General features: G+C 72.7%; 23 protein-coding genes. 14 read left to right on the top strand and 9 right to left on the bottom strand.

What is annotated here, in order from left to right:
• Window positions 1-121 precede the first annotated feature (121 nt).
• The 4 genes from CP982_RS24915 to CP982_RS24900 all read left to right on the top strand — a co-directional run bounded on the left by CP982_RS24915 (window position 122) and on the right by CP982_RS24900 (window position 5,799).
• Window positions 122-1,504 carry a sensor histidine kinase gene (locus CP982_RS24915; RefSeq protein WP_150512549.1) on the top strand — a complete coding sequence of 461 codons (1,383 nt, stop codon included), beginning with the start codon at window positions 122-124 and terminating at the stop codon, window positions 1,502-1,504.
• A gap of 235 nt (window positions 1,505-1,739) precedes the next feature.
• Window positions 1,740-2,399 (top strand): LuxR C-terminal-related transcriptional regulator, encoded by a 660-nt coding sequence (locus tag CP982_RS24910; RefSeq protein WP_280528674.1) that lies wholly within the window; start codon window positions 1,740-1,742, stop codon window positions 2,397-2,399.
• Between the two features lie 393 nt (window positions 2,400-2,792).
• Complete coding sequence (locus tag CP982_RS24905) at window positions 2,793-4,724, top strand: 2-oxoacid:acceptor oxidoreductase subunit alpha (RefSeq protein ID WP_150512548.1); 1,932 nt, start codon at window positions 2,793-2,795, stop codon at window positions 4,722-4,724.
• Window positions 4,717-5,799, top strand: coding sequence for a 2-oxoacid:ferredoxin oxidoreductase subunit beta (locus CP982_RS24900; protein ID WP_150512547.1), 1,083 nt, complete (start codon window positions 4,717-4,719; stop codon window positions 5,797-5,799). The genes CP982_RS24905 and CP982_RS24900 overlap by 8 nt, the downstream gene beginning before the upstream one ends.
• Before the next feature lie 74 nt (window positions 5,800-5,873).
• Here CP982_RS24900 and CP982_RS24895 read toward each other — a convergent pair whose 3' ends face one another.
• On the bottom strand, window positions 5,874-6,260 hold the full coding sequence (locus tag CP982_RS24895) for a winged helix-turn-helix transcriptional regulator (protein WP_150512546.1): 387 nt from the start codon (window positions 6,258-6,260) through the stop codon (window positions 5,874-5,876).
• Between the two features lie 102 nt (window positions 6,261-6,362).
• Between CP982_RS24895 and CP982_RS24890 the strand changes: the two genes are divergently transcribed.
• Window positions 6,363-7,223, top strand: coding sequence for an SDR family oxidoreductase (locus CP982_RS24890; RefSeq protein WP_150512545.1), 861 nt, complete (start codon window positions 6,363-6,365; stop codon window positions 7,221-7,223).
• A 254-nt stretch (window positions 7,224-7,477) separates the two neighbouring features.
• The gene (gene rarD / locus CP982_RS24885) at window positions 7,478-8,380 is read left to right on the top strand and encodes an EamA family transporter RarD (RefSeq protein ID WP_229879058.1); all 903 of its coding nucleotides are present in this window, start codon (window positions 7,478-7,480) and stop codon (window positions 8,378-8,380) included.
• Here the strand turns inward: rarD and CP982_RS24880 are convergent.
• Window positions 8,331-9,179, bottom strand: coding sequence for an NmrA family NAD(P)-binding protein (locus CP982_RS24880; protein WP_150512543.1), 849 nt, complete (start codon window positions 9,177-9,179; stop codon window positions 8,331-8,333). The genes rarD and CP982_RS24880 overlap by 50 nt on opposite strands.
• Window positions 9,180-9,280: 101 nt before the next feature.
• Between CP982_RS24880 and CP982_RS24875 the strand changes: the two genes are divergently transcribed.
• Complete coding sequence (locus CP982_RS24875) at window positions 9,281-10,144, top strand: AraC family transcriptional regulator (protein WP_150512542.1); 864 nt, start codon at window positions 9,281-9,283, stop codon at window positions 10,142-10,144.
• On the opposite strand, the gene CP982_RS24870 is transcribed toward CP982_RS24875, so the two are convergent.
• Window positions 10,081-11,547 carry an MFS transporter gene (locus tag CP982_RS24870; protein WP_150512541.1) on the bottom strand — a complete coding sequence of 489 codons (1,467 nt, stop codon included), beginning with the start codon at window positions 11,545-11,547 and terminating at the stop codon, window positions 10,081-10,083. The genes CP982_RS24875 and CP982_RS24870 overlap by 64 nt on opposite strands.
• Before the next feature lie 89 nt (window positions 11,548-11,636).
• On the opposite strand from CP982_RS24870, the gene CP982_RS24865 reads away from it, so the two are divergent.
• Both CP982_RS24865 and CP982_RS24860 read left to right on the top strand, forming a co-directional pair.
• Complete coding sequence (locus CP982_RS24865; RefSeq protein WP_150512540.1) at window positions 11,637-12,131, top strand: winged helix-turn-helix transcriptional regulator; 495 nt, start codon at window positions 11,637-11,639, stop codon at window positions 12,129-12,131.
• 9 nt (window positions 12,132-12,140) lie between these two features.
• Window positions 12,141-12,590, top strand: a complete 450-nt coding sequence (locus CP982_RS24860; protein ID WP_150512539.1) for a VOC family protein — start codon at window positions 12,141-12,143, stop codon at window positions 12,588-12,590.
• A 21-nt stretch (window positions 12,591-12,611) separates the two neighbouring features.
• On the opposite strand, the gene CP982_RS24855 is transcribed toward CP982_RS24860, so the two are convergent.
• Window positions 12,612-13,028: a cupin domain-containing protein gene (locus CP982_RS24855; protein WP_150512538.1), complete on the bottom strand. Its 417-nt coding sequence runs from the start codon at window positions 13,026-13,028 to the stop codon at window positions 12,612-12,614.
• Window positions 13,029-13,079: 51 nt separating this feature from the next.
• On the opposite strand from CP982_RS24855, the gene CP982_RS24850 reads away from it, so the two are divergent.
• Entirely contained in the window at window positions 13,080-14,105 is a 1,026-nt protein-coding gene (locus CP982_RS24850) for a helix-turn-helix domain-containing protein (RefSeq protein WP_221515894.1), read from the top strand.
• A gap of 454 nt (window positions 14,106-14,559) precedes the next feature.
• On the opposite strand, the gene CP982_RS24845 is transcribed toward CP982_RS24850, so the two are convergent.
• A complete protein-coding gene (locus CP982_RS24845) occupies window positions 14,560-15,447 on the bottom strand; it encodes a TIGR03619 family F420-dependent LLM class oxidoreductase (protein WP_150512537.1) in 888 nt (295 codons plus the stop codon).
• A 136-nt stretch (window positions 15,448-15,583) separates the two neighbouring features.
• Here CP982_RS24845 and CP982_RS24840 point away from each other — a divergent pair, with 136 nt between their 5' ends.
• The 4 genes from CP982_RS24840 to CP982_RS24825 all read left to right on the top strand — a co-directional run bounded on the left by CP982_RS24840 (window position 15,584) and on the right by CP982_RS24825 (window position 19,744).
• Window positions 15,584-16,294, top strand: a complete 711-nt coding sequence (locus CP982_RS24840; protein ID WP_150512536.1) for a hemerythrin domain-containing protein — start codon at window positions 15,584-15,586, stop codon at window positions 16,292-16,294.
• Between the two features lie 95 nt (window positions 16,295-16,389).
• Entirely contained in the window at window positions 16,390-17,838 is a 1,449-nt protein-coding gene (locus tag CP982_RS24835) for a hypothetical protein (RefSeq protein WP_229879048.1), read from the top strand.
• A 219-nt stretch (window positions 17,839-18,057) separates the two neighbouring features.
• Window positions 18,058-19,011 carry a M28 family metallopeptidase gene (locus CP982_RS24830; RefSeq protein ID WP_150512535.1) on the top strand — a complete coding sequence of 318 codons (954 nt, stop codon included), beginning with the start codon at window positions 18,058-18,060 and terminating at the stop codon, window positions 19,009-19,011.
• Between the two features lie 136 nt (window positions 19,012-19,147).
• Window positions 19,148-19,744 (top strand): flavodoxin family protein, encoded by a 597-nt coding sequence (locus CP982_RS24825; RefSeq protein ID WP_150512534.1) that lies wholly within the window; start codon window positions 19,148-19,150, stop codon window positions 19,742-19,744.
• A gap of 10 nt (window positions 19,745-19,754) precedes the next feature.
• On the opposite strand, the gene CP982_RS24820 is transcribed toward CP982_RS24825, so the two are convergent.
• From CP982_RS24820 to CP982_RS24805, 4 genes are all read right to left on the bottom strand, one after another.
• Window positions 19,755-20,684 carry an ABC transporter permease gene (locus tag CP982_RS24820; RefSeq protein ID WP_229879047.1) on the bottom strand — a complete coding sequence of 310 codons (930 nt, stop codon included), beginning with the start codon at window positions 20,682-20,684 and terminating at the stop codon, window positions 19,755-19,757.
• The gene (locus CP982_RS24815) at window positions 20,671-21,603 is read right to left on the bottom strand and encodes an ABC transporter ATP-binding protein (protein WP_150515692.1); all 933 of its coding nucleotides are present in this window, start codon (window positions 21,601-21,603) and stop codon (window positions 20,671-20,673) included. Before CP982_RS24815 ends, CP982_RS24820 begins: the two co-directional genes overlap by 14 nt.
• Before the next feature lie 223 nt (window positions 21,604-21,826).
• Window positions 21,827-23,038 carry a LolA family protein gene (locus CP982_RS24810; protein ID WP_150512533.1) on the bottom strand — a complete coding sequence of 404 codons (1,212 nt, stop codon included), beginning with the start codon at window positions 23,036-23,038 and terminating at the stop codon, window positions 21,827-21,829.
• Between the two features lie 348 nt (window positions 23,039-23,386).
• Window positions 23,387-24,337 carry a CHRD domain-containing protein gene (locus CP982_RS24805; protein WP_150512532.1) on the bottom strand — a complete coding sequence of 317 codons (951 nt, stop codon included), beginning with the start codon at window positions 24,335-24,337 and terminating at the stop codon, window positions 23,387-23,389.
• Window positions 24,338-24,381: the final 44 nt, after the last annotated feature.

Here is a 24,381-nt window from a genome sequence, read left to right as displayed (position 1 = left end):
CCGACGCGCTCCATGGTCCGCCGCACGCCCCGGAGCGCACTCTGGAGGTACGAGAAGAGGTAGCCCGCGCCGGTCACGGAGGGCCGGGAACCGGGCGGGACGAGCAGAACGGACGACAGCGATGGCCACGGACTACGGACAGGGGTACGGACGCGTCATGAGGAGCGACCTCGACGGCCGCTGGACCGAGGACCGCGACGGCGACGGAGCGGTGACCGCGCGCCGCCACCGCCTCCCGGTGTGGCTGCGGGCACCCTTCGAGGGGCGCGCCCTGCGGGAGTTCGTGTATGTGCTGCTCTCGCTGCCGCTCAGCATCACCGGCTTTGTCTTCGCGGTCACGATGCTCGCGCTCGGCGCCGGCCTGCTGATCACGTTCATCGGCATCCCCGTCCTCGCCCTGGCGCTGACCGGCCTGCGCGGCTTCGGCTCCCTGGAGCGGGTGCGGGCGCGCTCGCTGCTCGGCGTCGACGTGAAGGATCCACACCCGCTGCAGCCCCGTGACTCGGGTCCCCTCGCGTGGATGGGCGCCGTCCTGAAGAGCGGCGTCTCCTGGCGGCACGCGGTGTACGCCCTCATCCACATGCCGTGGGCGATCTTCTCCTTCGCGGTGGCGGTGGTCTTCTGGACGTACGGCTGGGCGATGCTCACGTACCCGCTGTGGTTCTGGGTCTTCCCGGCCTACGCGGGCCAGGACGGCATCCAGCTCTACGGGGACGGCACGCACCACATCTATCTGGACAACCCCTTCGAGATCGGGCTCACCTCGCTCACCGGCCTCCTCGTCACGCTGGTCACGCCCTGGATCGTCCGGGCCCTGACCACGGTCGACCGCGGCCTGGTGCTCGGCCTGCTCGGTCCCTCGCGCCTGGTGTCGCGGGTCGTGGAGCTGGAGTCGGACCGGGGGGTCGTCGTGGACACCGCGGCGGCGGACCTGCGGCGCATCGAGCGGGACCTGCACGACGGCGCCCAGGCACGGCTCGTCGCCCTCGCCATGGACCTCGGCCTGGCCAAGGAGAAGCTCCTGGAGGACCCGCAGGCGGCGGCGCGGATGGTGGACGAGGCGCACGGCGAGGTGAAGGTGGCGCTCCAGGAGCTGCGCGACCTCGCGCGGGGCATCCACCCCGCCGTCCTCACCGACCGGGGCCTCGACGCGGCCCTCTCCGCCCTGGCCGCGCGGTGCACCGTGCCGGTGGACGTGGAGGTCGACCTGCCCTCGCGGCCCGCGGCGGCGATCGAGGGCATCGCGTACTTCACGGTCTCCGAGCTGCTGCAGAACATCAGCAAGCACAGCGGCGCCGCGCGGGCCTCCGTGGACGTGTGGCGGGTGGAGGACCGGCTGCTGCTCCAGGTGTCCGACGACGGGCGGGGCGGGGCCGATGTGACCGCGGGTTCCGGACTCGCGGGCCTCGCCGAGCGGTTGGACGCGGTGGACGGGATCCTCGTGGTGGAGTCCCCCGTCGGCGGGCCGACCCTGGTGACGGCGGAGCTGCCCTGGCGCGGCTAGCCCGCACCGGCCGCCGAGGCCCCCGCATCGGCCCCCGACACCCCCGCACCTCGTCTTCGAACACCGGAGCGGCTGGAATGCCACGCCCCGGACGGGCTTGATCTGCCCGTTCGGGGCGCTCCCCTTTTCGGACGTGGCCGGAGTCGGTCCCACGGGGGTCCGGATGCTGGGATGCTGGAGTCTGTCAATGGGGTGGGGACAGGCTGTGGGGGGCCGGAACATCGTGGAGGACAAGGTGCGGGTGGTCATCGCCGAGGATTCAGTGCTGCTCAGAGAGGGGCTGACCCGGCTGCTGACCGACCGCGGGCACGAGGTCGTCGCGGGTGTCGGGGACGCGGAGGCGCTGATCAAGACGATCACGGAGCTGGCGGCCCAGAACACGCTGCCGGACGTCGTGGTCGCGGACGTGCGGATGCCGCCGACGCACACGGACGAAGGGGTGCGCGCGGCGGTGAAGCTGCGCAAGGACCATCCGGGGCTCGGCGTGCTCGTGCTGTCCCAGTACGTGGAGGAGCAGTACGCGACGGAGCTGCTCGCGGGGTCGAGCCGGGGCGTGGGCTATCTGCTCAAGGACCGGGTCGCGGAGGTCCGCGAGTTCGTGGACGCGGTGGTGCGGGTGGCGCAGGGCGGGACCGCGCTCGACCCGGAGGTCGTGGCACAGCTGCTCGGGCGCAGCCGCAAGCAGGACGTCCTCACGGGGCTCACGCCGCGCGAGCGCGAGGTCCTGGGGCTCATGGCCGAGGGGCGGACCAACTCGGCGATCGCCCGTCAGCTCGTCGTCAGCGACGGAGCCGTGGAAAAGCACGTCAGCAATATCTTCCTGAAGCTCGGGCTTTCCCCGAGCGACGGCGATCACCGAAGGGTGCTTGCCGTGCTCACCTACCTGAATTCCTAATTCCGTATTTCCGGTGACCTTCCGGGAACGCCCTTCGCCATTCCGCGGCGTTTCCGGATTCACCACCCACCCACCGCGTCGACACCGTGTCAGGGGTGCTGGACGAGGTACTCCGACCACGGAGGGAGCGTCCCGGCAGCGGGACAGCGCCCGCCGTACGAAGGCGCCGGTCCTAGGCCCGGCGCCCTAGAACCAAAGGATGAGCGGAGAGCGTCTTCATGAGAGGCCGGGGGGCGAGGCAGAACGTGATAAATCAGGGCATCAAGCTGTCTCAAAGGTGCGTCCACCATGCGAGCGGCCCCAGGAAGGTACCCCTTACAGACGTAGGGTGGGCGGTGGGAGAGCAGGTCGCCTGCGACTCCCGCACAGTCGCCTCGAGGGAGGTCCAGTTCAGTGACCAGCCAGGTCAGTAGCCCGGCCGAGCAGGCCGACGAAGCCGTAGTCGGAGAGCAGCGCAAGCCCGCGGGCGAGAAGGACGTACGCCGTCTCGACCGAGTGATCATTCGTTTCGCGGGTGACTCCGGTGACGGCATGCAGCTCACCGGTGACCGGTTCACCTCCGAGACGGCGTCTTTCGGAAACGACCTGTCGACGCTGCCGAACTTCCCCGCGGAAATCCGCGCCCCCGCCGGCACGCTTCCGGGCGTCTCCAGCTTCCAGCTGCACTTCGCCGATCACGACATCCTCACCCCGGGCGACGCGCCGAACGTATTGGTCGCGATGAACCCGGCCGCGCTGAAGGCGAACATCGCCGATGTGCCGCGCGGCGCCGAAATCATCGTCAACACGGACGAATTCACCAAGCGGGCCATGCAGAAGGTGGGGTACGAGGCCTCGCCCCTCGAGGACGGCTCCCTCGACGGGTTCCAGGTCCACCCGGTGCCGCTGACCACCCTCACGGTGGAGGCGCTGAAGGACTTCGACCTGTCCCGCAAGGACGCGGGCCGCAGCAAGAACATGTTCGCGCTCGGGCTGCTCTCGTGGATGTACCACCGGCCCACCGAGGGGACCGAGCGGTTCCTGCGGACGAAGTTCGCCAAGAAGCCGGACATCGCGGAGGCCAACATCACCGCGTTCCGCGCGGGTTGGAACTTCGGCGAGACGACCGAGGACTTCGCGGTCTCCTACGAGGTGGCGCCCGCGGCGACGGCGTTCCCGCCGGGCACCTACCGGAACATCTCCGGCAACCTCGCCCTCGCCTACGGCCTGATCGCCGCCTCGCGCCAGGCCGACCTGCCGCTGTATCTGGGCTCGTACCCGATCACCCCGGCCTCGGACATCCTGCACGAGCTGAGCAAGCACAAGAACTTCGGCGTGCGCACCTTCCAGGCCGAGGACGAGATCGCGGGCATCGGCGCCGCCCTCGGCGCCGCTTTCGGCGGCTCGCTCGCGGTGACCACGACCTCCGGGCCCGGCGTGGCCCTGAAGTCGGAGACGATCGGCCTCGCGGTGAGCCTGGAGCTGCCGCTCGTCGTCGTGGACATCCAGCGCGGCGGGCCCTCCACCGGCCTGCCCACCAAGACCGAGCAGGCCGACCTGCTCCAGGCGATGTACGGCCGCAACGGCGAGGCACCGGTGCCCGTGGTCGCCCCGCGCACCCCGGCCGACTGCTTCGAGGCCTCCCTGGAGGCGGCCCGGATCGCGCTGACGTACCGCACGCCCGTCTTCCTGCTGAGCGACGGCTATCTGGCCAACGGCTCCGAGCCGTGGCGCGTCCCGGAGCCGGACGAACTGCCGGACCTGCGCGTGCAGTTCGCCTCCGGGCCGAACCACACCCTGCCGGACGGCACCGACGTCTTCTGGCCGTATCTGCGGGACCCGAAGACCCTCGCCCGGCCGTGGGCGGTCCCCGGCACCCCGGGCCTTGAGCACCGCATCGGCGGCATCGAGAAGCAGGACGGCACGGGCAACATCTCGTACGACCCGGCCAACCACGACTTCATGGTCCGCACCCGCCAGGCCAAGGTCGACGGCATCGCCGTGCCGGACCTGGAGGTCGACGACGCGAACGGCGACGCGAGACTCCTGGTCCTCGGCTGGGGCTCGACGTACGGGCCGATCACCGCCGCCGTGCGCCGGCTGCGCGCCGCGGGGCAGAGCGTCGCGCAGGCCCATCTGCGCCACCTCAACCCCTTCCCGCGGAACCTGGGCGACGTCCTGAAGCGTTACGACAAGGTGGTGATCCCCGAGATGAACCTCGGCCAGCTCGCCACGCTGATCCGCGCCGAGTACCTCGTGGACGCGGTCTCGTACAACCAGGTCAACGGAATGCCGTTCAAGGCCGAGCAGCTCGCCACGGCTCTCAAGGAGGCCATCGATGGCTGACACCACGATCGAGGGGCCCACCGGCTCCGAGACGCTTCTGAAGCTGGTGCCCAAGGCCGAAGCCAAGCAGTCCATGAAGGACTTCAAGTCCGACCAGGAAGTGCGCTGGTGCCCCGGCTGCGGTGACTACGCGGTCCTGGCGGCCGTCCAGGGCTTCATGCCCGAGCTCGGCCTGGCCAAGGAGAACATCGTCTTCGTCTCCGGCATCGGGTGCAGCTCCCGCTTCCCGTACTACATGAACACGTACGGGATGCACTCCATCCACGGCCGCGCCCCGGCCATCGCCACGGGCCTCGCCTCCTCGCGCCGCGACCTGTCCGTCTGGGTCGTCACCGGTGACGGCGACGCGCTCTCCATCGGCGGCAACCACCTGATCCACGCCCTGCGGCGCAATGTGAACCTGAAGATCCTGCTGTTCAACAACAGGATCTACGGCCTCACCAAGGGCCAGTACTCCCCCACGTCCGAGGTCGGGAAGGTCACCAAGTCGACGCCGATGGGTTCGCTCGACGCGCCCTTCAACCCGGTGTCCCTCGCGATCGGCGCCGAGGCCTCCTTCGTCGCGCGCACGGTGGACTCCGACCGCAAGCACCTGACCGAGGTCCTGCGCCAGGCCGCCGACCACCCCGGCACGGCCCTGGTGGAGATCTACCAGAACTGCAACATCTTCAACGACGGTGCCTTCGAGGTCCTCAAGGACAAGCAGCAGGCCGAGGAGGCCGTGATCCGGCTGGAGCACGGCGCCCCGATCCGCTTCGGCGTCGACGGTTCGAAGGGCGTCGTGCGCGACCCGGCCACCGGCGACCTCAAGGTCGTCCCCGTGACCGCGGCGAACGAGGGCGACATCCTCGTCCACGACGCCCGCGCCGCGTCCCCCACCACCGCCTTCGCGCTCTCGCGCCTGGCCGATCCGGACACGCTGCACCACACCCCGATCGGGGTGTTCCGGAGCGTGGAGCGGCCGGTGTACGACACGCTGATGGCCGATCAGCTCGACACGGCGATCGAGCAGCACGGCAAGGGCGACCTCGCGGCGCTGCTCGCCGGCGGCGACACCTGGACGGTCGTCGGCTAGCCGCCACCGCCCGCGTACGACGGGGCCCGGTCCTGATCCACCAGGACCGGGCCCCGTCGTCTGTGCGGCGGCTGTCAGGAGCGGGCCGCGTCGTACCGCTCGCGTGCCTTCAGTACGTCGTCCATGCGCCGGTCCGTCCACAAGGCGAGGGCCTTGACCTGCTCGGACGCCTCGCGTCCCAGGTCCGTGAGGGAGTAGTCGACGCGCGGCGGGATGACCGGCTTGGCGTCGCGGTGCACCAGGCCGTCGCGCTCCAGGGTCTGGAGCGTCTGGGTCAGCATCTTCTCGCTGACGGTCCTGCCGCCGGAGCCGCCGATCGCGCGGCGCAGCTCGCTGAAGCGGTACGAGCGCTCGGCGAGCGCGATCAGGACGAGCACGCCCCAGCGGCTCGTGACGTGCTCCAGGACCAGGCGGTGCGGGCACATCCGCTCGGCGTCGACGCTGCTGCTCCTTACGGCCATGCCAGTACCTTACTTCAAAGTGGGTACTTACGGATGGTTAGTGCCCTCGCTAGGGTGAGTGCCATACCTCATCCCACCAGGGCATAAAAGGAGAAATCCCCCATGAGCATCGTCGTCACCGGAGCCACCGGACACCTCGGCCGCCTCGTCGTCGAGGGCCTGCTCGACGCGGGCGTGCCCGCCGGGCGGATCGCGGCCGTCGTACGGAACGAGCAGAAGGCCGCCGACCTCGCCGCGCGCGGCGTCGAGCTGCGGATCGCGGACTACAGCGCGCCCGAGACCCTCGCGGGCGCCTTCGCGGCGGGCGACAAGGTGCTCCTCGTGTCCGGCAGCGAGATCGGGCGCCGGGTGCCGCAGCACCGGGCCGTCATCGACGCGGCGAAGGCCGCCGGGGTCGCGCACCTCGTGTACACGGGCGTCCTCGGCGGGCCCGACGCCGACTTCGACCTCGCGGCCGAGCACAAGGAGACCGAGCGGATGGTGCGCGACTCGGGCCTTCCGTACACGTTCCTGCGCAACGGCTGGTACCACGAGAACTACACCGAGCACCTCGCTCCCGTCCTGGAGCACGGGGCCGTCGTCGGCAGCGCCGGGCCCGCGGGCCGCGTCGCGTCCGCCGCGCGCACCGACTACGCCGCCGCGGCCGTCGCCGTCCTGACCGGCGAGGGGCACGAGGGGCGCGCCTACGAGCTGAGCGGGGACGTGGCGTGGAGCTTCCCCGAGTACGCGGCGGAGGTCGCGAAGGCCTCCGGCAAGGACGTGGCGTACGCCGAGGTGTCGCCCGCGGAGCACCAGGGGGTGCTGGTGGGGGCTGGTCTGCCGGAGCCGGTGGCGGCGGTTCTGGTGGATGTGGACGCGGCGATCAGGCGCGGGCGCCTGGCGGGGACCAGCGGGGAGCTCGCCCGGCTGATCGGGCGGCCCACCACTCCGCTTGCCTCGGCTGTTGCTGCCGCGCTTGCCTGACCGTCTCGTTTGCGGCTGCGGGTTGGTGGGTGGGCTGTGCCCACCCGTTCCGCCCTCTGGGCGGACCAGCTGCCCACAGCGGGCGGGGGAGAGTGTCATGACCGTATGGCGAAACGGGCATGACACGGAGGGCTCGTGGGCGCTACCTTCGGGATGCAGCGTGGGGCTGCCGGTACGGAGGAGGAACTGTGGGACCTGCGCAGGCGAAGGGGGAAGCCCGCACAGGCCTCCTGAACGGCATCGCCGCCTACGGCATGTGGGGCCTCGTCCCCCTCTTCTGGCCGCTCCTCAAGCCCGCGAGCGCGGGCGAGATCCTGGCCCACCGCATGGCCTGGTCCCTCGTGGTCGTCGCCGTCGCGCTGCTCTTCATACGCCGCTGGGCCTGGGCCGGTGAACTGCTCCGCCAGCCCCGCAAGCTGGGCCTCGTCACCATCGCCGCCACCGTCATCACGCTCAACTGGGGCATCTACATCTGGGCCGTGAACTCCGGCCACGTCGTCGAGGCCTCCCTCGGCTACTTCATCAACCCCCTGGTCACCATCGCGATCGGCGTCCTGCTGCTCGGCGAGCGGCTGCGGCCCGTGCAGTGGACCGCCGTCGGCGTGGGCCTCGCCGCCGTGCTCGTCCTCGCGATCGGCTACGGCCGCCCGCCGTGGATCTCGCTGGTCCTGGCCTTCACCTTCGCGACGTACGGCCTGGTGAAGAAGAAGGTCAACCTCGGCGGCCTGGAGTCCCTCGCCGCCGAGACGGCCGTGCAGTTCCTGCCCGCCGTGGCCTTTCTGGTCTGGCTCGGCACGCGGGGCGACCTCGTGTTCGGCACGGAGGGCGCAGGGCACGCCGCGCTGCTCGCCGCGACCGGCGTGGTGACGGCGGCGCCGCTGGTCTGCTTCGGCGCCGCCGCGATCCGCGTGCCGCTCTCCACGCTCGGGCTGCTCCAGTACCTGGCGCCGATGTTCCAGTTCCTGCTCGGCATCCTGTACTTCCACGAGGAGATGCCGGCCGAGCGGTGGGCCGGGTTCGCCCTGGTGTGGCTGGCGCTCGCGCTGCTGACCTTCGACGCGTTCCGCTACGCGCGGCGCAACGCGGTGCGGGCCGCCGCCGCGCGGGCTACTGCGACCACGCTCCCCGCGCCGCAGCAGCCTTCACGTACTCCGTGAAGTCGCGCGGCTCGCGGCCCAGTACGTCCCGTACGCCCGTCGCGAGCGGCGAGAGGTGGCCCTCGGCCGTGAAGGTGAAGACGGCGGTCAGTTCGCGCGCCAGCGGTTCGGGGACCTCCGCCGCGCTCAGCTCCGCCAGGAACTGCTCCGCCGTGACGGCCTCGAAGCGCATCGGGCGGCCCGACGCCGCCGCGATCTCCGCGACGGCCTCGGCATAGGTGAGGGCGCGCGGACCCGAGAGGTCGTACACCCGGCCGGAGTGGCCCTCCTCGGTGAGCAGCGCGACCGCGACGTCCGCGATGTCCTCGACGTCGACGAACGGCTCCGCCACGTCACCGACCGGCAGGGCCAGGCGGCCCGCGAGGAGCGGCGCGTGGGCGAAGTCCTCGTCGAAGTTCTGCGCGAAGTTGTTGGCCCGGATCACCGTCCAGTCGACGTCCGCCTCCCGCACCAGGCGGTCCGCGCGCGCCATGCCCGCGAGGAAGGACTCGCCGGACACCTCGATGCCGCGCCCCGACAGGACCACGAAGCGGCGCACGCCCGCGGCCTCGGCCTGGGCGACGAAATCGGCGACGGGCTCCGGCTCCTCCGGCGCGACCAGATAGAGGGCGGACACGCCGTCCAATACTGTTGGCCAAATAGAGCGTTCGTTCCAGTCGAAATAAGTTTCGCCGGAGCGGGAAGCCGCCCGCACGGCGTGGCCCGCCGCGCGCAGCCGGGGCACGATCCTGCGCCCGGTCTTGCCGGTGGCGCCGAGAACGAGGATCAGGTCGTCGGTGGTCCGGGGTGTTGTCGTCATGCGTCAAGCCAACTCCGGCGCCGCCCCTGGTGACATGGGCGTCCGTCTCGGCCCCATAGGCATCCGTCTTGCCGCTCCACAGGGCCGTCTACGGTGGGGGCATGGACGCTCTGGGGGATCTGCTGCGCGGCATCCGCGCGGACGGCGCGCTGTTCGGTCGTACGGTGCTGCGCGGGGCGCGGGAGCCGGAGCGGACGGAAGCGGCGGCGGCGCTGACCCTGGTCATGGTGTTGCGCGGGCAGGCCCACGTCACCGGGCCGGACGGGACGCGCGCCCTGAGGGCGGGCTGCGCCGCGGTCCGCACCTCGGGCCCGTTCGCCGTCGCCGCCGCGGACGGAGCGGAGACCGAGCTGGTCACCGGCACCTACCAGTGGGACGGCAACGGCGGGCGGCGGCTGCTCAGCGCGCTGCCGCCGCTGCTCGTGGTGCCGGGCGGCGAGGAGTGCCTGACGATCATCGAGCTGATCGCGGACGAGGTGGCGGCCGACCGGCCGGGGCGCCAGTACGTGATGGACCGGATGCTCGACTGGCTGCTCGCCTGCACCCTGCGCGAGTGGTTCGACCTGCCCGAGTCCTGCCCGCCCGCCTGGTACCGGGCGCTCGGCGACGACGTGGTCGGCCCGGCCCTGCGCGCCATGCACGAGGAGCCGGGCAGGGCCTGGACGGTGGCGGCGCTCGCCGCGCGCGCCCAGGTCTCGCGCGCGGCCTTCGCCCGCAACTTCACCGACCTCGTCGGCAGGCCGCCGATGGCGTACCTCACCGAGTGGCGCATGACGCTCGCCGCCGAGCTGCTCGCCGAGCCGGGTGCGACGGTGGCGTCCGTGGCGGGCCGTGTCGGGTACGCCGACGGGTTCGGCTTCAGCGACGCCTTCAAGCGGATCCGGGGGGTCACCCCGAGCGGTCACCGCGCCTCGCTGGTCGCGGGCAGAGCGGCGTCCGGCCCTTCGCTCAGGGCCGCGGGCTGACCCGCCCGCGCACCGCGCACCACCCCGGCGACGGCGACGGCCACGCCCACCAGGGCGAGGGCCACCGGCACCGTGAGCGCCGCGCGGAAGGCGGCGAGGGAGTGCTCGGCGCCGTCCGCGCCGCCGTGGCCCCCGGCGGCGAGCCCGTACACCGCCGTCACACCCGATACTCCGATCGCCGCTCCGAACTGCGTGGCGGTGTGCAGGATTCCGCCCGCGAGGCCCTGCTCCCGCGCGGCGACGCCGTCCGTCGCCGCGATCATCAGCGGCCCGTACGCGAGGGCGAAGGCCGTGCCCGCGATGAGGAGCGTGGGGAACATCGCCGCGTACGTCCAGTCCATGCCGACCGGCAGGAACAGCGCGTACGCGAGGGCCGCGAGCAGGAAGCCGCCGAGGATCACCCGGGCGTGGCCGTAGCGGTTCACCAGGCGGGGCGTGAGGGTCGGCGCGAGCACCACGTCGCAGCCCATCACGACGAGGGCGATCGCCGTCTGCCACGACGACCAGCCGCGCAGCTCCTGCAAGTACAGCGTGAGCACGAACTGGAAGCCCATGAAGGCGCCGAGGAACAGCATCGCGCCGAGCCCGGCCCGCACCACGGAGCCCGTACGGAAGATGCCGAGGCGCACGAGCGGTACGGCCGCGCGGCGCTCGACGGCGACGAAGGCCGCGCCGAGCAGCAGTCCGGCGAGGGCCGCGCCGAGGGTCGACGGCCAGCCGTCAAGACCGTGTTCGAGCCGTACGACGGCGTAGGCGAGCAGCAGCATGGCGCCCGCGGCCGCGGCCGCGCCCGGCAGGTCGAAGCCGCCGGAGCGCAGCGTCGCCGACACCTTCACCGCGGGCGCGTCGGACGCGGGGACGAGCCGGACGGCGGCGAAGAGGATCGCAGCGGCGAAGAGGACCGGCGCGAAGAACACCCACTGCCAGCCGAGTTCGGTGAGCAGCCCGCCGATGACCAGGCCGAGCGAGAAGCCGCCCGCCGACGTGCCCGCGAACACCAGCAGCGCCTTGTTGCGCTCGGGCCCCTCCGCGTACGAGGTGGTGATGATCGACATGGCGGCGGGCGTCATGAACGCCGCGGCCACGCCGGTCACGAACCGCGCCACGATCAGCATCCAGCCCTCGGTCGCGAGGCCGCCGAGCCCGGAGAAGACCAGGAAGACGCCGAGCCAGGTGAGGAACATCCGCCGCCTGCCGAGCAGGTCGGCCGCCCGGCCGCCGAGCAGTGTGAAGCCCGCGTAGCCGAGGACGTAGGAACTGATCACCCAGGCCGCGGTGGCCGTCGACAGGTCCAGGTCCGACCTGATCGTGGGGATCGCTATCGCGAGCATCGCGATGTCGGCGCCCTCCAGGAAGATCGTGCCGCAGAGGACGAGCAGCAGTGCCCAAGCGCGGGCGCCCATGGTGACTCCTCGATTCAACCCGTTGGTTACCCAACTGATGGCCGGTTCCTTCTTGTAACCACGGACAGCGTGCGGCAGCATCGACAGGCATGGAAGAAGGCACTTTGAAGTCACCGAGTAACTCGGGAAGCACCGTGCCCCGCGGCGACACCGAGGAGTACGGGAACGGGCTGGACTACGGGGACGCCGACCCCTTCCAGTGGGACACCCGCGAGGACTGCCAGGTGCGGCAGATCCTCGACCGGATCGCCGACAAGTGGTCGCTCCTGGTGATCGCGCTCCTGGACCGGCGGCGGCTGCGCTTCACCGAGCTGCGGCGCGAGATCGACGGCATCAGCCAGCGGATGCTCACCGTCACCCTGCGTCAGCTGGAGCGCGACGGCCTGGTCCACCGCACGGTGCACCCGGTGGTGCCGCCCCGCGTCGAGTACGAGCTGACGCCGCTCGGCGGCACCCTGCACCACACCATCCAGTCCCTGGTGAGCTGGACCGAGGAGCACCAGAACGAGATCGCGGCGGCGCGGTCCGCGTACGACACCCGCGCGGCGGCGGAAGCAGGTCCGGAGCCTAGCCCTCGCGCTTAACTGGATCGCATGACCTTGCACTGGAAGCTCGTCATCGACGCGCGGGACCCGCACGCCCAGGCCGCCTTCTGGGCCGAGGCGCTCGGCTACGCGGTGGAGGACAACGACGCCCTCATCGAGCGGCTGCTCGGCGTCGGCGCCCTGCCCGAGGCCGAGACCGTGGAGTTCCGCGGCCGCCGCGCCTTCCGCGACCTCATCGCCGTACGGCACCCCGACGACCCGTACGAGCAGGACAGCGGGACGGGGCTCGGCCGCCGCCTGCTCTTCCAGCGGGTGCCGGAGCCCAAGTCCGGCAAGAACCGGCTGCACGTCGACGTGCACGCCGCGCCCGGCACCCGCGACGACGAGGTCGCCCGGCTTCAGGGCCTCGGCGCGGCCGTGCAGCGGCGGGTGGAGGCCGCGGGCGGCGCGTGGGTGGTGATGACGGACCCCGAGGGCAACGAGTTCTGCGTGCAGTGAGGGCGCCCCGGGGCTCGCGGCCTAGGCCTTGAGGGCGTGGCCCGTGGTGACGTCCACGTGGTCGGGGACCTCGTCGTGGCGGTCCCCGACCGTCAGCGTGCCCGTGGGCTCGAAGAGCAGGATCCGGGTGCCGGGGCGCGCGGTCGGCTTGTGTTCGGTGCCGCGCGGGACGGTGAAGACCGACCCCTTCGGCAGGGTCACCGTGCGCTCCCCCGACGGCTCGCGCAGGCCGATCTCCAGCTCGCCGTCGAGGACGAGGAAGAACTCGTCGGTGTCGTCGTGCACGTGCCACACATGCTCGCCCTCGACCTTGGTGACGCGTACGTCGTAGTCGTTGACGTGCGTGACGACGCGGGGGCTCCAGTGCTCGTCGAAGGAGGCGAAAGCCTGGTCGAGAGCGATCGGCATACGCCTCTGAACTGCGGTTTCGATGGTCATGAGGCCATGGTGGCCCTTGGCTCGGGCGGTCACGAGTGCTAGAAATCGCATATGGCGCAAGGAAACTCTCAGGAGGGCGTGGGCGGGGCCGGGGCGGGGCCCTCGGCGCCCGCGGTGGGGCGGCCGCATCGGGTCGTCGTCATCGTCGACGAGAACTCCAATCCCTTCGAACTCGGCTGCGTCACCGAGGTCTTCGGCCTCCAGCGGCCCGAACTCGGCCGTGAGCGGCCCGCCCTGTACGACTTCGCGCTGTGCTCGCCCGAGCCGCGCACCCTCATGCGCGACGGCTTCTTCACGCTCACCGGGGTGGCCGGGATCGAGGCCGCCGACACCGCCGACACGCTGATCGTGCCCAACCGGCCCGACACCGAGGTGCCGCGCCGTCCCGCCGTCCTGGACGCCGTACGGCGCGCGCACGCGCGCGGGGCCCGGCTCGTCGGCTTCTGCAGCGGGGCGTTCACGCTCGCCGAGGCGGGGGTGCTCGACGGGCGCCGCGCCACCGCGCACTGGCAGTGGGCCGACGACTTCCGGGCCCGCTTCCCCGCCGTCCGCCTCGAACCGGACGTCCTCTTCGTCGACGACGGCGACATCCTCACCGCCGCGGGCAGCGCCGCCGCGCTCGACCTCGGCCTGCACATCGTGCGCCGCGACTTCGGCGCGGAGGTGGCCGTGTCCGTGTCGCGGCGGCTGGTCTTCGCCGCCCACCGGGACGGCGGGCAGCGGCAGTTCGTGGAACGGCCCGTCCCCGACGTCCCCGACGAGTCGCTCGCGCCGCTGCTCGCCTGGGCGCAGGAGCGGCTCGGCGAGCCCCTCACGGTGGCGGGGCTCGCCGCGCGGGCCGCCGTCAGCCCCGCCACGCTGCACCGGCGGTTCCGGGCGCAGTTGGGTACGACGCCCTTGGCCTGGCTGAACGGGGAGCGGGTGGGGCTCGCGTGCCGGCTCATCGAGCGCGGGGAGGAACGGCTCGACGTGGTGGCGCGGCGCAGTGGGCTCGGCTCCGCGGCCAACCTCCGGGTGCGCCTGCGGCGGGCCACGGGCCTGACCCCCACGGCCTACCGCCACCGCTTCGGCCCCTGACACGGCCGCCCTCCCGCCACGCGCCTCCGCCGGGCCGGGCCCCGACGCGTAGCGCTGCGGCTGACGCCCCACGCTCCCGCCGCTACCGCGGCGGTACTCCCCCACCCGCCCACCCGTACCGAGCAGCTTCGCCACGGCGGGCCCCGACGCGTAGCGCTGCGGGTGAGTGGTCAGCCGACACCCTTTGCCGGGGCGGGTGGGCGGGGGTGCGAAGCCGGGGTGGCCGGCGGGCGGCGCCCGCACGTGCCCGGGCGAAGGCCAGTGGGTGAGTCCGCACGGGGCACGGTGCCCCCCGCTGTGGGCAATCGTCCCGCAGGGCGGGACGGGTGGGCACAGCGCCCGGGCGCCGCCCAGCCGTCTGCCGGGGCTCAGCGTGGGCCCGCCCGCCGGGCACCCGGCCCGGGCCTGGCACAAGGCCCCCGAGCGCAGCGCCCCGCGCGGGCTGGGGCGCGGGTTAGCCCGCCCGGACCAGGGTCAGTACCCGGGAGCCCAGTTCAAGCGCCTCCTCAGGCCCCCGTACGCACTGCTGAAGATCCACGAAACACCCCTCGACCCCGGCCCCCCGGACCCCGCGCAGCACCCCCGCGATCTCCTCCGCCGAAGCCCCCGGCTTGGGGTTGTGGCGAAGCTCGCGGCGGAGCGCGTCGGGGTCGCGCCCGGCGTCCTCCGCGGCGCGGCGCGCGACGGCCCACAGCCCCGCGAGGGCCTCCGGCGGCAGCGTGACCCCGACCCAGCCCGCGGCGCGCCGGCCGACGCGCGCCATCGCGGCGGGGCTGAAGCCGCCCAGGTACACCGGAGGACCGGCCTGCCGGACGGGCCGCAGGCCCACGTAGGAGCGGGGAATCCGCCAGTGCGGCCCCTCGTGCTCGAAGGTCTCCTCGGTCCACATGCCCGCGAAGACGTCCAGGATCTCGTCGAGACGCGCCCCGCGCTTGCCGAAGTCCGCGTTCACGGCCGTGTACTCGTCGCGCAGCCAGCCGATGCCGAGCCCCACGTCGAGACGGCCGCCGCTGACGCGGTCGAGCGTGGTCAGGGAGCGGGCGAGCAGCAGCGGCGGGTACCAGGGGGCGTTGAGGGTGCTGGTGCCGAGCCGTACCCGGCCGGTCGCGGCGGCGGCGACGGTGAGGACCGTCAGGGGGTCCATGAAGGTCTTGTACTCGGCCGGGTAGGGGTTCTCCGGCGTGTGGCCCGGGTACAGATCGCTGGGCGCGACCGGCGTGAGCGAGCGGTCCCCGACCCACAGCGAGTCGAACCCGGCGGCCTCCGCGTCCCGGGCGAACGGGGCGATGGACTCCGCCCGGGCATGGGTGCCGTACTGCGGAAGGGCGATACCTATGTGCATGCGCCCATCCTGGACGGGCGGGCGGCCCCGGACCGCGTAGCTCCACGTGTGAGCCGCGCCACCAGCCGCCCGCCGAGCGCGCCGCCGTTTAACGGCCGTTGACCGGTTCTGTACCGGTCCCCTCCACAGTCTCCCCATGACCAACCGCACCCTGGCCTCCGCACCCGACCTGACCGGCATCCGCCTCGCCCACCGCGCGCTCACCGGCGACATCGAGCGGCTGAGCGCGCTGGTCGAGGACATCGCCGCGTCCGGCCGCCCGGTGTCCGGCGCGTGGGCCCGCTCGATCGCCGCGTACGTGCACCGCTACAACGTCGGCGTCCGGCACCACCACGACAACGAGGACGCCATCCTGTGGCCGGTGATCGCGGCCGCCGTCGAACAGGCCCTGACGGACGGCTCCTTCGTCGAGGGCCTCTCCCCCGAGGGCGTCGCCGACCTCGCCTCGCTGACCGAGGACCACACGGCCCTCGACCCGCTGCAGGACGCCTGCGACTGGGCGGCCACGCTGTTCGGCGAGGACCCCGAGCGGCACGCCCACCGTCTCGCCGACGCCCTCGCCGCGCAGCGCACGGCCCTCGTACGGCACATCGCCGCCGAGGAGCGTGAGTTGTTCCCGGTCATCACGCGACACGTCACCGCCGAGGCCTACGCCACCGCCGAGGCCAGGATCCGCGCGGCCACGCCGATCGAGCACGCGCCGTGGCTGCGGGCCTGGCTGCTGTCCTTCGCCACGACCGACGACCTGCGCGTCCTCACCCCGGGCGGCGCGACGTCCGCCATGGCCGACACGGTCTTCCGGGTCTACGCCGAGCACGAGGTGGAGGTCTTCGGCCCGGTCTCCTGACGGCCGGGGGGCGGCGCCGCGTTCACGCCAGCGCGAGCCACGCCCGGCGGCGGGCGCACTCCCGCCGGAATGCCCGCATTCCTTACGGTTGTCGAGTGGCGCTCGACTTGAGGAAACAGGAAGCACGGCGCTCCGCGCGTCGCGACCGCGAACAGCGTGCCCACCGGCTCCTGCTCGCCGTCTGCGCGCTGTTCGCCCTCACCTCGCTCGTCCTCGTACCGCTCGGCCTGCGGCTCGGCTGGGACGAGCTGGTCTACGCGAGCCGCTTCGGCCCCTTCGCGGGCCCCGGCGCCGGGGTGCCCTTCAGCGCGCCGCGCACCCGGGGCGTGCCACTGCTCCTCGCGCCCGTCGCCACCTGGAGCGACTCGGCCGTCCTGCTGCGCGCCTGGCTGACGCTCCTCGCGAGCGCCGCCCTCTACCTCGGCTTCCGCCCCTGGGTGCGGGCCGCGCCGGACCGCCCGGAGGCCGCACCGGTGGCCGCGGGCCTGTACGGCAGCCTGTGGATCGCCCTGTTCTACGCGAACGCCGCGATGCCGAACCACTACACCGCCATGGGTGCCACCGGCGCGGTCGGCCTCTTCCTGCACCGCCGCCCCACCGCGCGCACCTGCGCGGGCGTCGCGGGCGGCCTCGCCCTCGCCACCCTCATGCGGCCCAACGACGGGGCGGCCGTCGCCGGACCACTGCTGCTCGCCACGGCCCTGGTGCCGAGGTGGCGCTCGGGCGCCCGCGCGGCCGCGGCCCTCACCGGCTTCGCGGCGGGCTTCCTGCCCTGGGCCGTCGAGGCGCACGTTCGCTTCGGTGGCGTGCGCGAACGGCTCAACGCCGCGAGCGAAGTCCAGGGCGGCCTGCGGCTCACCGACTCCGCGCTGCACCTGTTCACCGTCATCGACGGGCCGCTGCTCTGCCGCCCGTGCTCCGGCGACGGGGTGCGGCCGATCGCCCTGGAGTGGTGGCTCCTGCTCGCCGTCCTCGTGCCGCTCGGCCTCTGGTCGGTGCGCGGGCTGCGGCGCACGGCCACCGGGGGCCTGCTCGCCGTGGCCATCGGGGTCTCGGTCGCGCTGCCGTACGTGCTCGTCGTGCCGTACACCGCGCCGAGGTTCCTGCTGCCCACGCACGCGCTCCTGTCGGTGCCCGCCGCCTTCGGGGTGCTCGCGGTGGTCCGGGCGGTGCGGCGGCGCACGCGGCGGCGGGCGCTCGCCGCGGGCGCGCTCGTCCTGGTCCTGGCGGCCCATCTGACCGTGCAGTTGACCATGGTCTCCTCCAATCACCACATCCAGGAGTCCGCGAGGCGCGACTGGGCGCGCGTCGCCGACGTCCTGCACGAGCAGGGCGTACGGGCGCCCTGTCGCCTCGGCGGCAACACCTCCGTGATTCCGCTCGCGTACGCGGCGGACTGCGAGCCCTTGCCCCACGGGGCCGATCGACAGCCGGACGCCCTGGTCATGCGGTCGGCACCGCCACCGGCATGGGCCCGCTCCTGGACCCGGGTGCCGGTTCCGGATACGTACTCGTCCGGCTGGGTGGTGTACGTACGGCCCTGACGGCCGCCCTGCGTCCTGACACCGGTTCCACCGCCGAGGCTCCCGCCGCACGCCCCGAACAGCGCACGGAATGCGGAACTACGCGTCCGGATCCCGCTCTTGACGTGAACTCAACACGCCTCCACCATCGGGCACTCCAGGCTCATTCGAAATTCAACTCGGGATGTGCGCCCCGGGAATCCACCCGGGGTTCACCACACAGAAGCCGGAGCCCCCCACATGAGACTCTCCGTACCCGGACGCGGCGCGACGGCGGCGGCCATCGCCGTCGCCGCGCTCCTGACGACCAGCGCGATATCCACCGCGGCCACCGGGACCACGGCGCCGACGCGCGCCGCCGCCCCCGACATCCCCGTGGCCAACGTCAAGGCCCACCTCTCGCAGCTGCAGTCCATCGCCTCCGCCAACGGCGGCAACCGCGCGCACGGCAGCGCGGGCTACAAGGCCTCGCTCGACTACATCAAGGGCAAGCTGGACGCCGCCGGATACACCACGACCGTCCAGCAGTTCACGTCCAGCGGGCGGACCGGCTACAACCTGATCGCCGACTGGCCCGGCGGCGACCCCAACCAGGTCGTCATGTCGGGCTCGCACCTCGACAGCGTCAGCCGCGGCGCGGGCATCAACGACAACGGCTCGGGCTCGGCGGCCGTCCTGGAGACGGCCCTCGCCGTGTCCCGTGAGCAGTACAAGCCCACCAAGCACCTGCGGTTCGCCTGGTGGGGCGCCGAGGAGCTGGGGCTCGTCGGCTCCTCGTACCACGTGCGGAACCTGCCCGCCGCCGAGCGCACGAAGATCAAGGGCTATCTGAACTTCGACATGATCGGCTCGCCGAACCCCGGCTACTTCGTCTACGACGACGACCCGACCATCGAGCGCACCTTCAAGAACTACTACGCGGGCCTGAACATCGGCACCGAGCCGGAGCGCGAGGGCGACGGCCGCTCCGACCACACCCCGTTCAAGAACGCGGGCGTCCCGGTCGGCGGCGTCTTCACCGGCGCGAGCACCGCCAAGACCTCGGCCCAGGCCCAGAAGTGGGGCGGCACGGCCGGCCAGGCCTTCGACCGCTGCTACCACTCGTCGTGCGACACCACGGCGAACATCAACAACACGGCGCTCGACCGCAACAGCGACGCCGTCGCGTACGCGGTGTGGGGCCTGTCGCAGTAGTCCCCAGCAGGGGCGGGTCACCCCTGGTCACCCCTGGTCACCCCTGGCCCCCCAGGGATGATCACCCCTGGACGGAGATCCTTGCGCGTGCATATAGTGCACGCGCAAGGATTCGCCGTACCGCCCAGGGGGCACCATGACCCGGAAGTTCCTGTTCGTCCTCGGCAGCGCCCGCCCCGAGGGCAACTCCGAGACCCTGGCCCGCGCGGCCGCCGAGCAGCTCCCCCCGGACGTCGAACAGCGCTGGCTCAGCCTCGCGGAGCACCCGCTCCCCGACTTCGAGGACCTGCGGCACCACGCGTCGGGGAACCGCGCCCGCCCGCTGCCCGTCGGCGACAACGAGGCGCTGCTCCTTCAGGCCACCCTCGACGCCACGGACATCGTCATCGTGTCCCCGCTGTACTGGTACTCGGTCTCGGCCTCCGTCAAGCGCTACCTCGACTACTGGGACGCCTGGCTGGAGGTCCCGGAGCTCGGCTTCCAGGACGCCATGAAGGGCCGCGCCCTGTGGGGCGTGACCGCGCTCGCGCACCGCGAGGAGGAGGTCGCGGAGCCGCTGATCGGCACGTTGCGCTACTCGGCCGCGTACTTCCCGATGCGCTTCGGCGGCGTCCTGCTCGGCAACGGCACCCGGCCCGGACAGGTGCTCGACGACACCGAGGCGCTGGCCCGCGCCAAGACGTTCTTCGCCCAGGAGCCGCCGCCGGCGCGCTACCCGTACGACACCCAGTGACCGGCCGCCGTCAGCTCGCGATGTCCTTCGCCCCGAACCGCGCCCACGCCGCCGAGCCGAACACGCCCGCGTACAGCGCCTGGAGGCCCAGGTTCCGCACCAGGTCGTCCCAGTAGACGGGGTCGCGCATGAGGTCGGCGAAGGACAGCCAGTAGTGCGGGAACAAGTACGGGTGGACGGCGTGCAGCTGCGGGATCTGATCGACGATCTGCACGGTGATGAGCAGTCCCACCGTCGTCGCCATCGCGGCGATCCCGCTGCTCGTCAGCGTCGACACGAAGAGCCCGAGCGCCGCCACGCCGATCAGTGAGGCGGCGACGACGAGCGCGATGAGCAGCGCGCGCAGCAGCCCGTCGGTGAAGCTGATGCGTGTCCCGGAGATCGTCGTGACCTCCCCCAGTGGGAAGAGCAGGGCGCCGACCGCGAGGGCCGACGCGGCCACGACCAGGGTCGCGACCACGCAGAAGGCCAGCGTGGTCGCGTACTTGGCGAGCAGCAGCCGGGTGCGGCCCGCGGGCGCGACGAGCAGATAGCGCAGCGTGCCCGCGCTGGCCTCGCCCGCGATCGCGTCGCCCGCGACGACGCCGACCGCCATCGGCAGGAAGAACGGCAGCGTCGCGGCGAGCGCCGTGAAGACGAGGAACAGGCCGTTGTTGGTGACCTGCGCGATGAACGCGGGGCCCTCGCCGTCCGGGCCGCCCGCGCCGACCGAACCGCCGTCGCTCGTCTCGATCTTCACCGCGATGCCCACGAGAATCGGCACGGCGGCCAGGACGGCGAGCAGCGCGAGGGTGCGCCAGCGCCGGAACGTCACGGACAGCTCGCTGCGGAACAGGCCGAGGCTCCACAGGGGGCTCGGCGTGCGCGGCTCGCCGCCCGCCTTGCCTCCACGGCTCTCGCCGGTCACGCCGGTCTCTGGTGTCACTTCAGCCCGCGACATCGAATCCCTCTCCCGTCAGCGCCACGAACGCGTCCTCCAAGGAGGCCCGTTCGACACCGAAGCCGCGGACGCGGACGCCCGCACCGACCAGGGCCGCGGTCAGCTCGGCGAGGTCCGGAACCCGGTCCGGGCCCGGCGGCTCGCCCGTCACCCGGTCCTCCTCGACGACGACGTCCGCGACGCCGTGCTCCTTCAGGACCCGGGCGGCGTCCGCGGTGTCCGGCGTCGTCACGACGAGCCGCCCCCGCGCGCCCGCGGCGAGCTCCGCCACCGGGCCCTGGGTGAGCAGACGGCCCTGCGCCATCACCGCCGCGTGCGTGCACACCTGCTCGATCTCGTCGAGCAGGTGCGAGGAGAGGAAGACCGTCGTGCCCTCGGACGCCAGCTCCCGCACCAGGGAGCGGATCTCCCGCATGCCCTGCGGGTCGAGGCCGTTCGTCGGCTCGTCGAGCACGAGCAGCTCGCGCGGCTGGAGCAGCGCCGTGGCCAGGCCAAGGCGCTGCTTCATGCCGAGCGAGTACGCCTTGGCCTTCTTGCCCGCGGCGGCGGTCAGGCCGACCCGGTCGAGCGCGGCCTCCGCGCGGGCGCTGCGGGTGCGGGGGTCCGCCGTCGGGTCGGCGGCGTCGTACCGGCGGAGGTTCTCGCGGCCGGAGAGGAAGCCGTAGAGGGCGGGGCCCTCGATGAGCGCGCCCACGCGCGGGAGCACGGTGCGCTGCGCGCGCGGCATGGGGCGGCCGAGCACCGAGGCCCGGCCCGCCGTCGGCTCGATCAGGCCCATCAGCATGCGGATGGTCGTGGTCTTGCCCGAGCCGTTGGGCCCGAGGAAACCGAAGACGCTGCCGCGGGGCACGACGAGGCTCAGCCGGTCCACGGCGAGGTGCTTGCCGTAGCGCTTCGTCAGCGCGGAGGTCTCGATCACGCTGTCGCCGTGAGCGCTGTCGCCGTGAGCGCTGTCGCCGCGTGCGCCGCCGCGCGGGTCCCCTTCGGTGCTCGGCACCCGTCTCCTCCTGTCGTCCGGCCGACGGCCGGTGGTCGTGCTGGTCCCGGCGCCGCCGGTGCGGTCAGGGGCCGGGCACCGCCGCGGCGGACCGGGGGGTGTCGCCCCCCGGTCCGCCGCCCGGTCGTCCGTCACAGGTCCACGCTCAGCGGTTGGCCGCCTTCACCAGGGCGTCCTTCGTCACCGCGCCCACGTACACCTTGCCGTCGTCCGTGATCAGGGCGTTGATCAGGCGGGTCTTGAAGACCGTGCCCGAGCCGAAGTCGCCGCTGACCTTGTCGCCGAGCGAGTCGAGGAACCGCTGGGCGTCCGCCGGGACGTCGGCGGAGCCGGACGTGGGCAGGCCCTGGCCGCCGGGCAGCTTCAGCTCGGCGACGGACGTCCAGCCCTCGCCGATGACGTTGACCTCGGGCTCCGCGCCCTTGAAGTCGCCTGCCCCGCGCTTGCCCGCCTTGCCGTCCTCCTCGGTGACCTTCGTGCCCTTGGCGGGCTTGAAGTCGAAGGTGGACGCGGACGGCTTGGCGAAGTCGACCTTCGTGAAGCCGACGTCGACGACCGCCGCGCCGCCGCTCGCCGGGGTGAGCGTGAACTTCAGCGGCGTACCCGTCTTCGCGTCGACCGCGATGGTGATCTGGCCGACCGTGGTGCCGGCGTCCTTCGGCTTGAGCACCAGGCGGTACGCGTCACGGCCCGCGACCTTCGCGCTGCCGTCGACCTTCACCGACGTCGTCTTGTCGGCCGCCTTCAGGGCCTCCCGCGCGAACTCCTTGGGCGTCGTCGGGACGTCCTTCGGCAGGTCGCCCTTCGCGCCGGACCCGTCGCCCGCCCTGCCGGTGTCCTTCGCGTGGTACGCCTCGTTCGACGCGCTGTCGTACGCCCATACGTCGTCGCCGTTGTGGATCACGCTGTACTCGGCGGCGTCGTCCAGGACGGAGAGCTTCTGCTTGTCGGGGCCGTCCGCCGCGACGCGCAGCGTGTGCGAGCCGGACGCCAGCTCCATCAGCTTGGCCGCCGGGTCGGCGGCCGAGCCCTCGCCGTCCTCGTCCCCGCCGCCGCCCGCGCCGCCCGGCGCGAAGGCCCCGCCGCCGCCGAACGACGGCAGGCCCAGATCCGTGTTGATCTTCACGGTGCCGGACAGCTGCTCGGTGTCCGACGCGGCGATCTTCTCGATGAGTTCCTGCGCGGTCAGCTTCGGCAGGTCCGGGTCGCCGCCCGACGCGAGCGCCGGGACCAGCCCGATGGTCGCGGCCGCCACCCCCGCCACCGCGACCGGGACGAGGTAGCGCGCCGCCTTGCGGCGGCCCGCGCTCAGCTCCTCGGCGTCGGTCGTGCCCTGCTCCGGTTCGTACGGTGCCATTGTGTGCCTTACCTCCGTGGTCGGCGGCGGCTTTCCGTTTCGTACACGCGCTCGTCCACCCCGCGCCGCCATTCTCACCCGAATTGGTCAGGAGTGGTGGTCAGTGTTCGCCTTTCGACTGTCTCCATCCGACCAAATCGGCCAGCGGGAAGCGTCAGACCCCGGGAGCAACTCCGCGTACTGCTACGGGATGACAAAAACGGGCGGCGCCTCCCCCGTCCCGTAAGGGGAAGCGCCGCCCTGGAGGTGACGACCGGCCCGCCGGGGGTCTGCCGGGCCGGTCGTCCGCACAGTGGTTCAAGGGGTCAGCGCTGCGGATCCAAGGAGCCAGCGCTGTGGTTCAAGGGGTCAGCGCTGGACGAACACGTAGTCCGCCCCGTACGGCACGGAGACGATCGCGCCCGGCCTGCACGCGCCCGCGGGCTGGACGCCGCCCACCGTGTTCAGGCGCAGGATCTCGACGGTCCTCGCGAAGAGGCCGCTGTGCCGCCCCGCCTGCTTGGCCTTGAGGTCCAGTTCGGGGATGTTCCGCGCGCCGTTCGGCGTCTTGGAGATCAGCTTGCCGGTGACGGCGCTGCGGTCCGGGGCGCGCCAGCGCGGCGTACCGGAGTTCGGGGCGACGAAGTCGTGCGCGATGCGGCCGGCGAGCGTCGCGCGCACGTCGCGCTGGGCGAAGGCGAACCTCCCGTCCGGGCCCTTGGCGCACTGGTAGATCTGCTCGCCCTTGACGACCGAGGCCTGGAAGCCGCGGGCGGCACCGGCGGTGACCCGGTGGAGCTGGCCCCGGACGGCTCCACCGGGGAACTGGGCGGTGTGCAGGTTGGCGTAGAAGGCGGTCGGCTTCGTCTTCAGGCGCTTGAGCAGGGCCGCGTCGCGCACCGTGACCGTGCCGGTGACCCGCCGGCGCTCGGCGTCGGCCAGGAGCCCGGTGAAGTCGACCTTGACGCCGCCGTTCGTTCCCTTCCCACCCTGGTGGATGTGGAGGGCGGTGGGCCTGGCCGTACCGCGCCACGTGGCGGTGACGGTGACCCTGTCGCCCTTGATCCGGACGAACTGGAGCGCGGCGCCGTCCTTGTCGCCGACGGCGGGGCCGCCGGACACGGGCACCTCGTTGGCGCCGTTCAGGCTCGCCACGAGGACAGCGGCACCGGTGCTGGTGACGTCCCCGGTCGCCGCGGTCACGGTCGCGGCCGTCGCCGGAAGCACGGCCGCGGCCAGGGCGCCGACGGTGGCCACCGTGACCCCGGAGGCGAGCAGCGCCCGACGACGGTTCTTCGCAGATGTGGTGACAGCGCCCATGACGTGACATCTCCCCGTTCCGTGGCCAACGCCCCCTGCGTCGG

Source organism: Streptomyces spectabilis (assembly GCF_008704795.1).
Lineage (GTDB): Bacteria > Actinomycetota > Actinomycetes > Streptomycetales > Streptomycetaceae > Streptomyces > Streptomyces spectabilis.
Note: the sequence above shows the minus strand (reverse complement) of the source record. Positions and strands in the feature narration are given on the sequence as shown.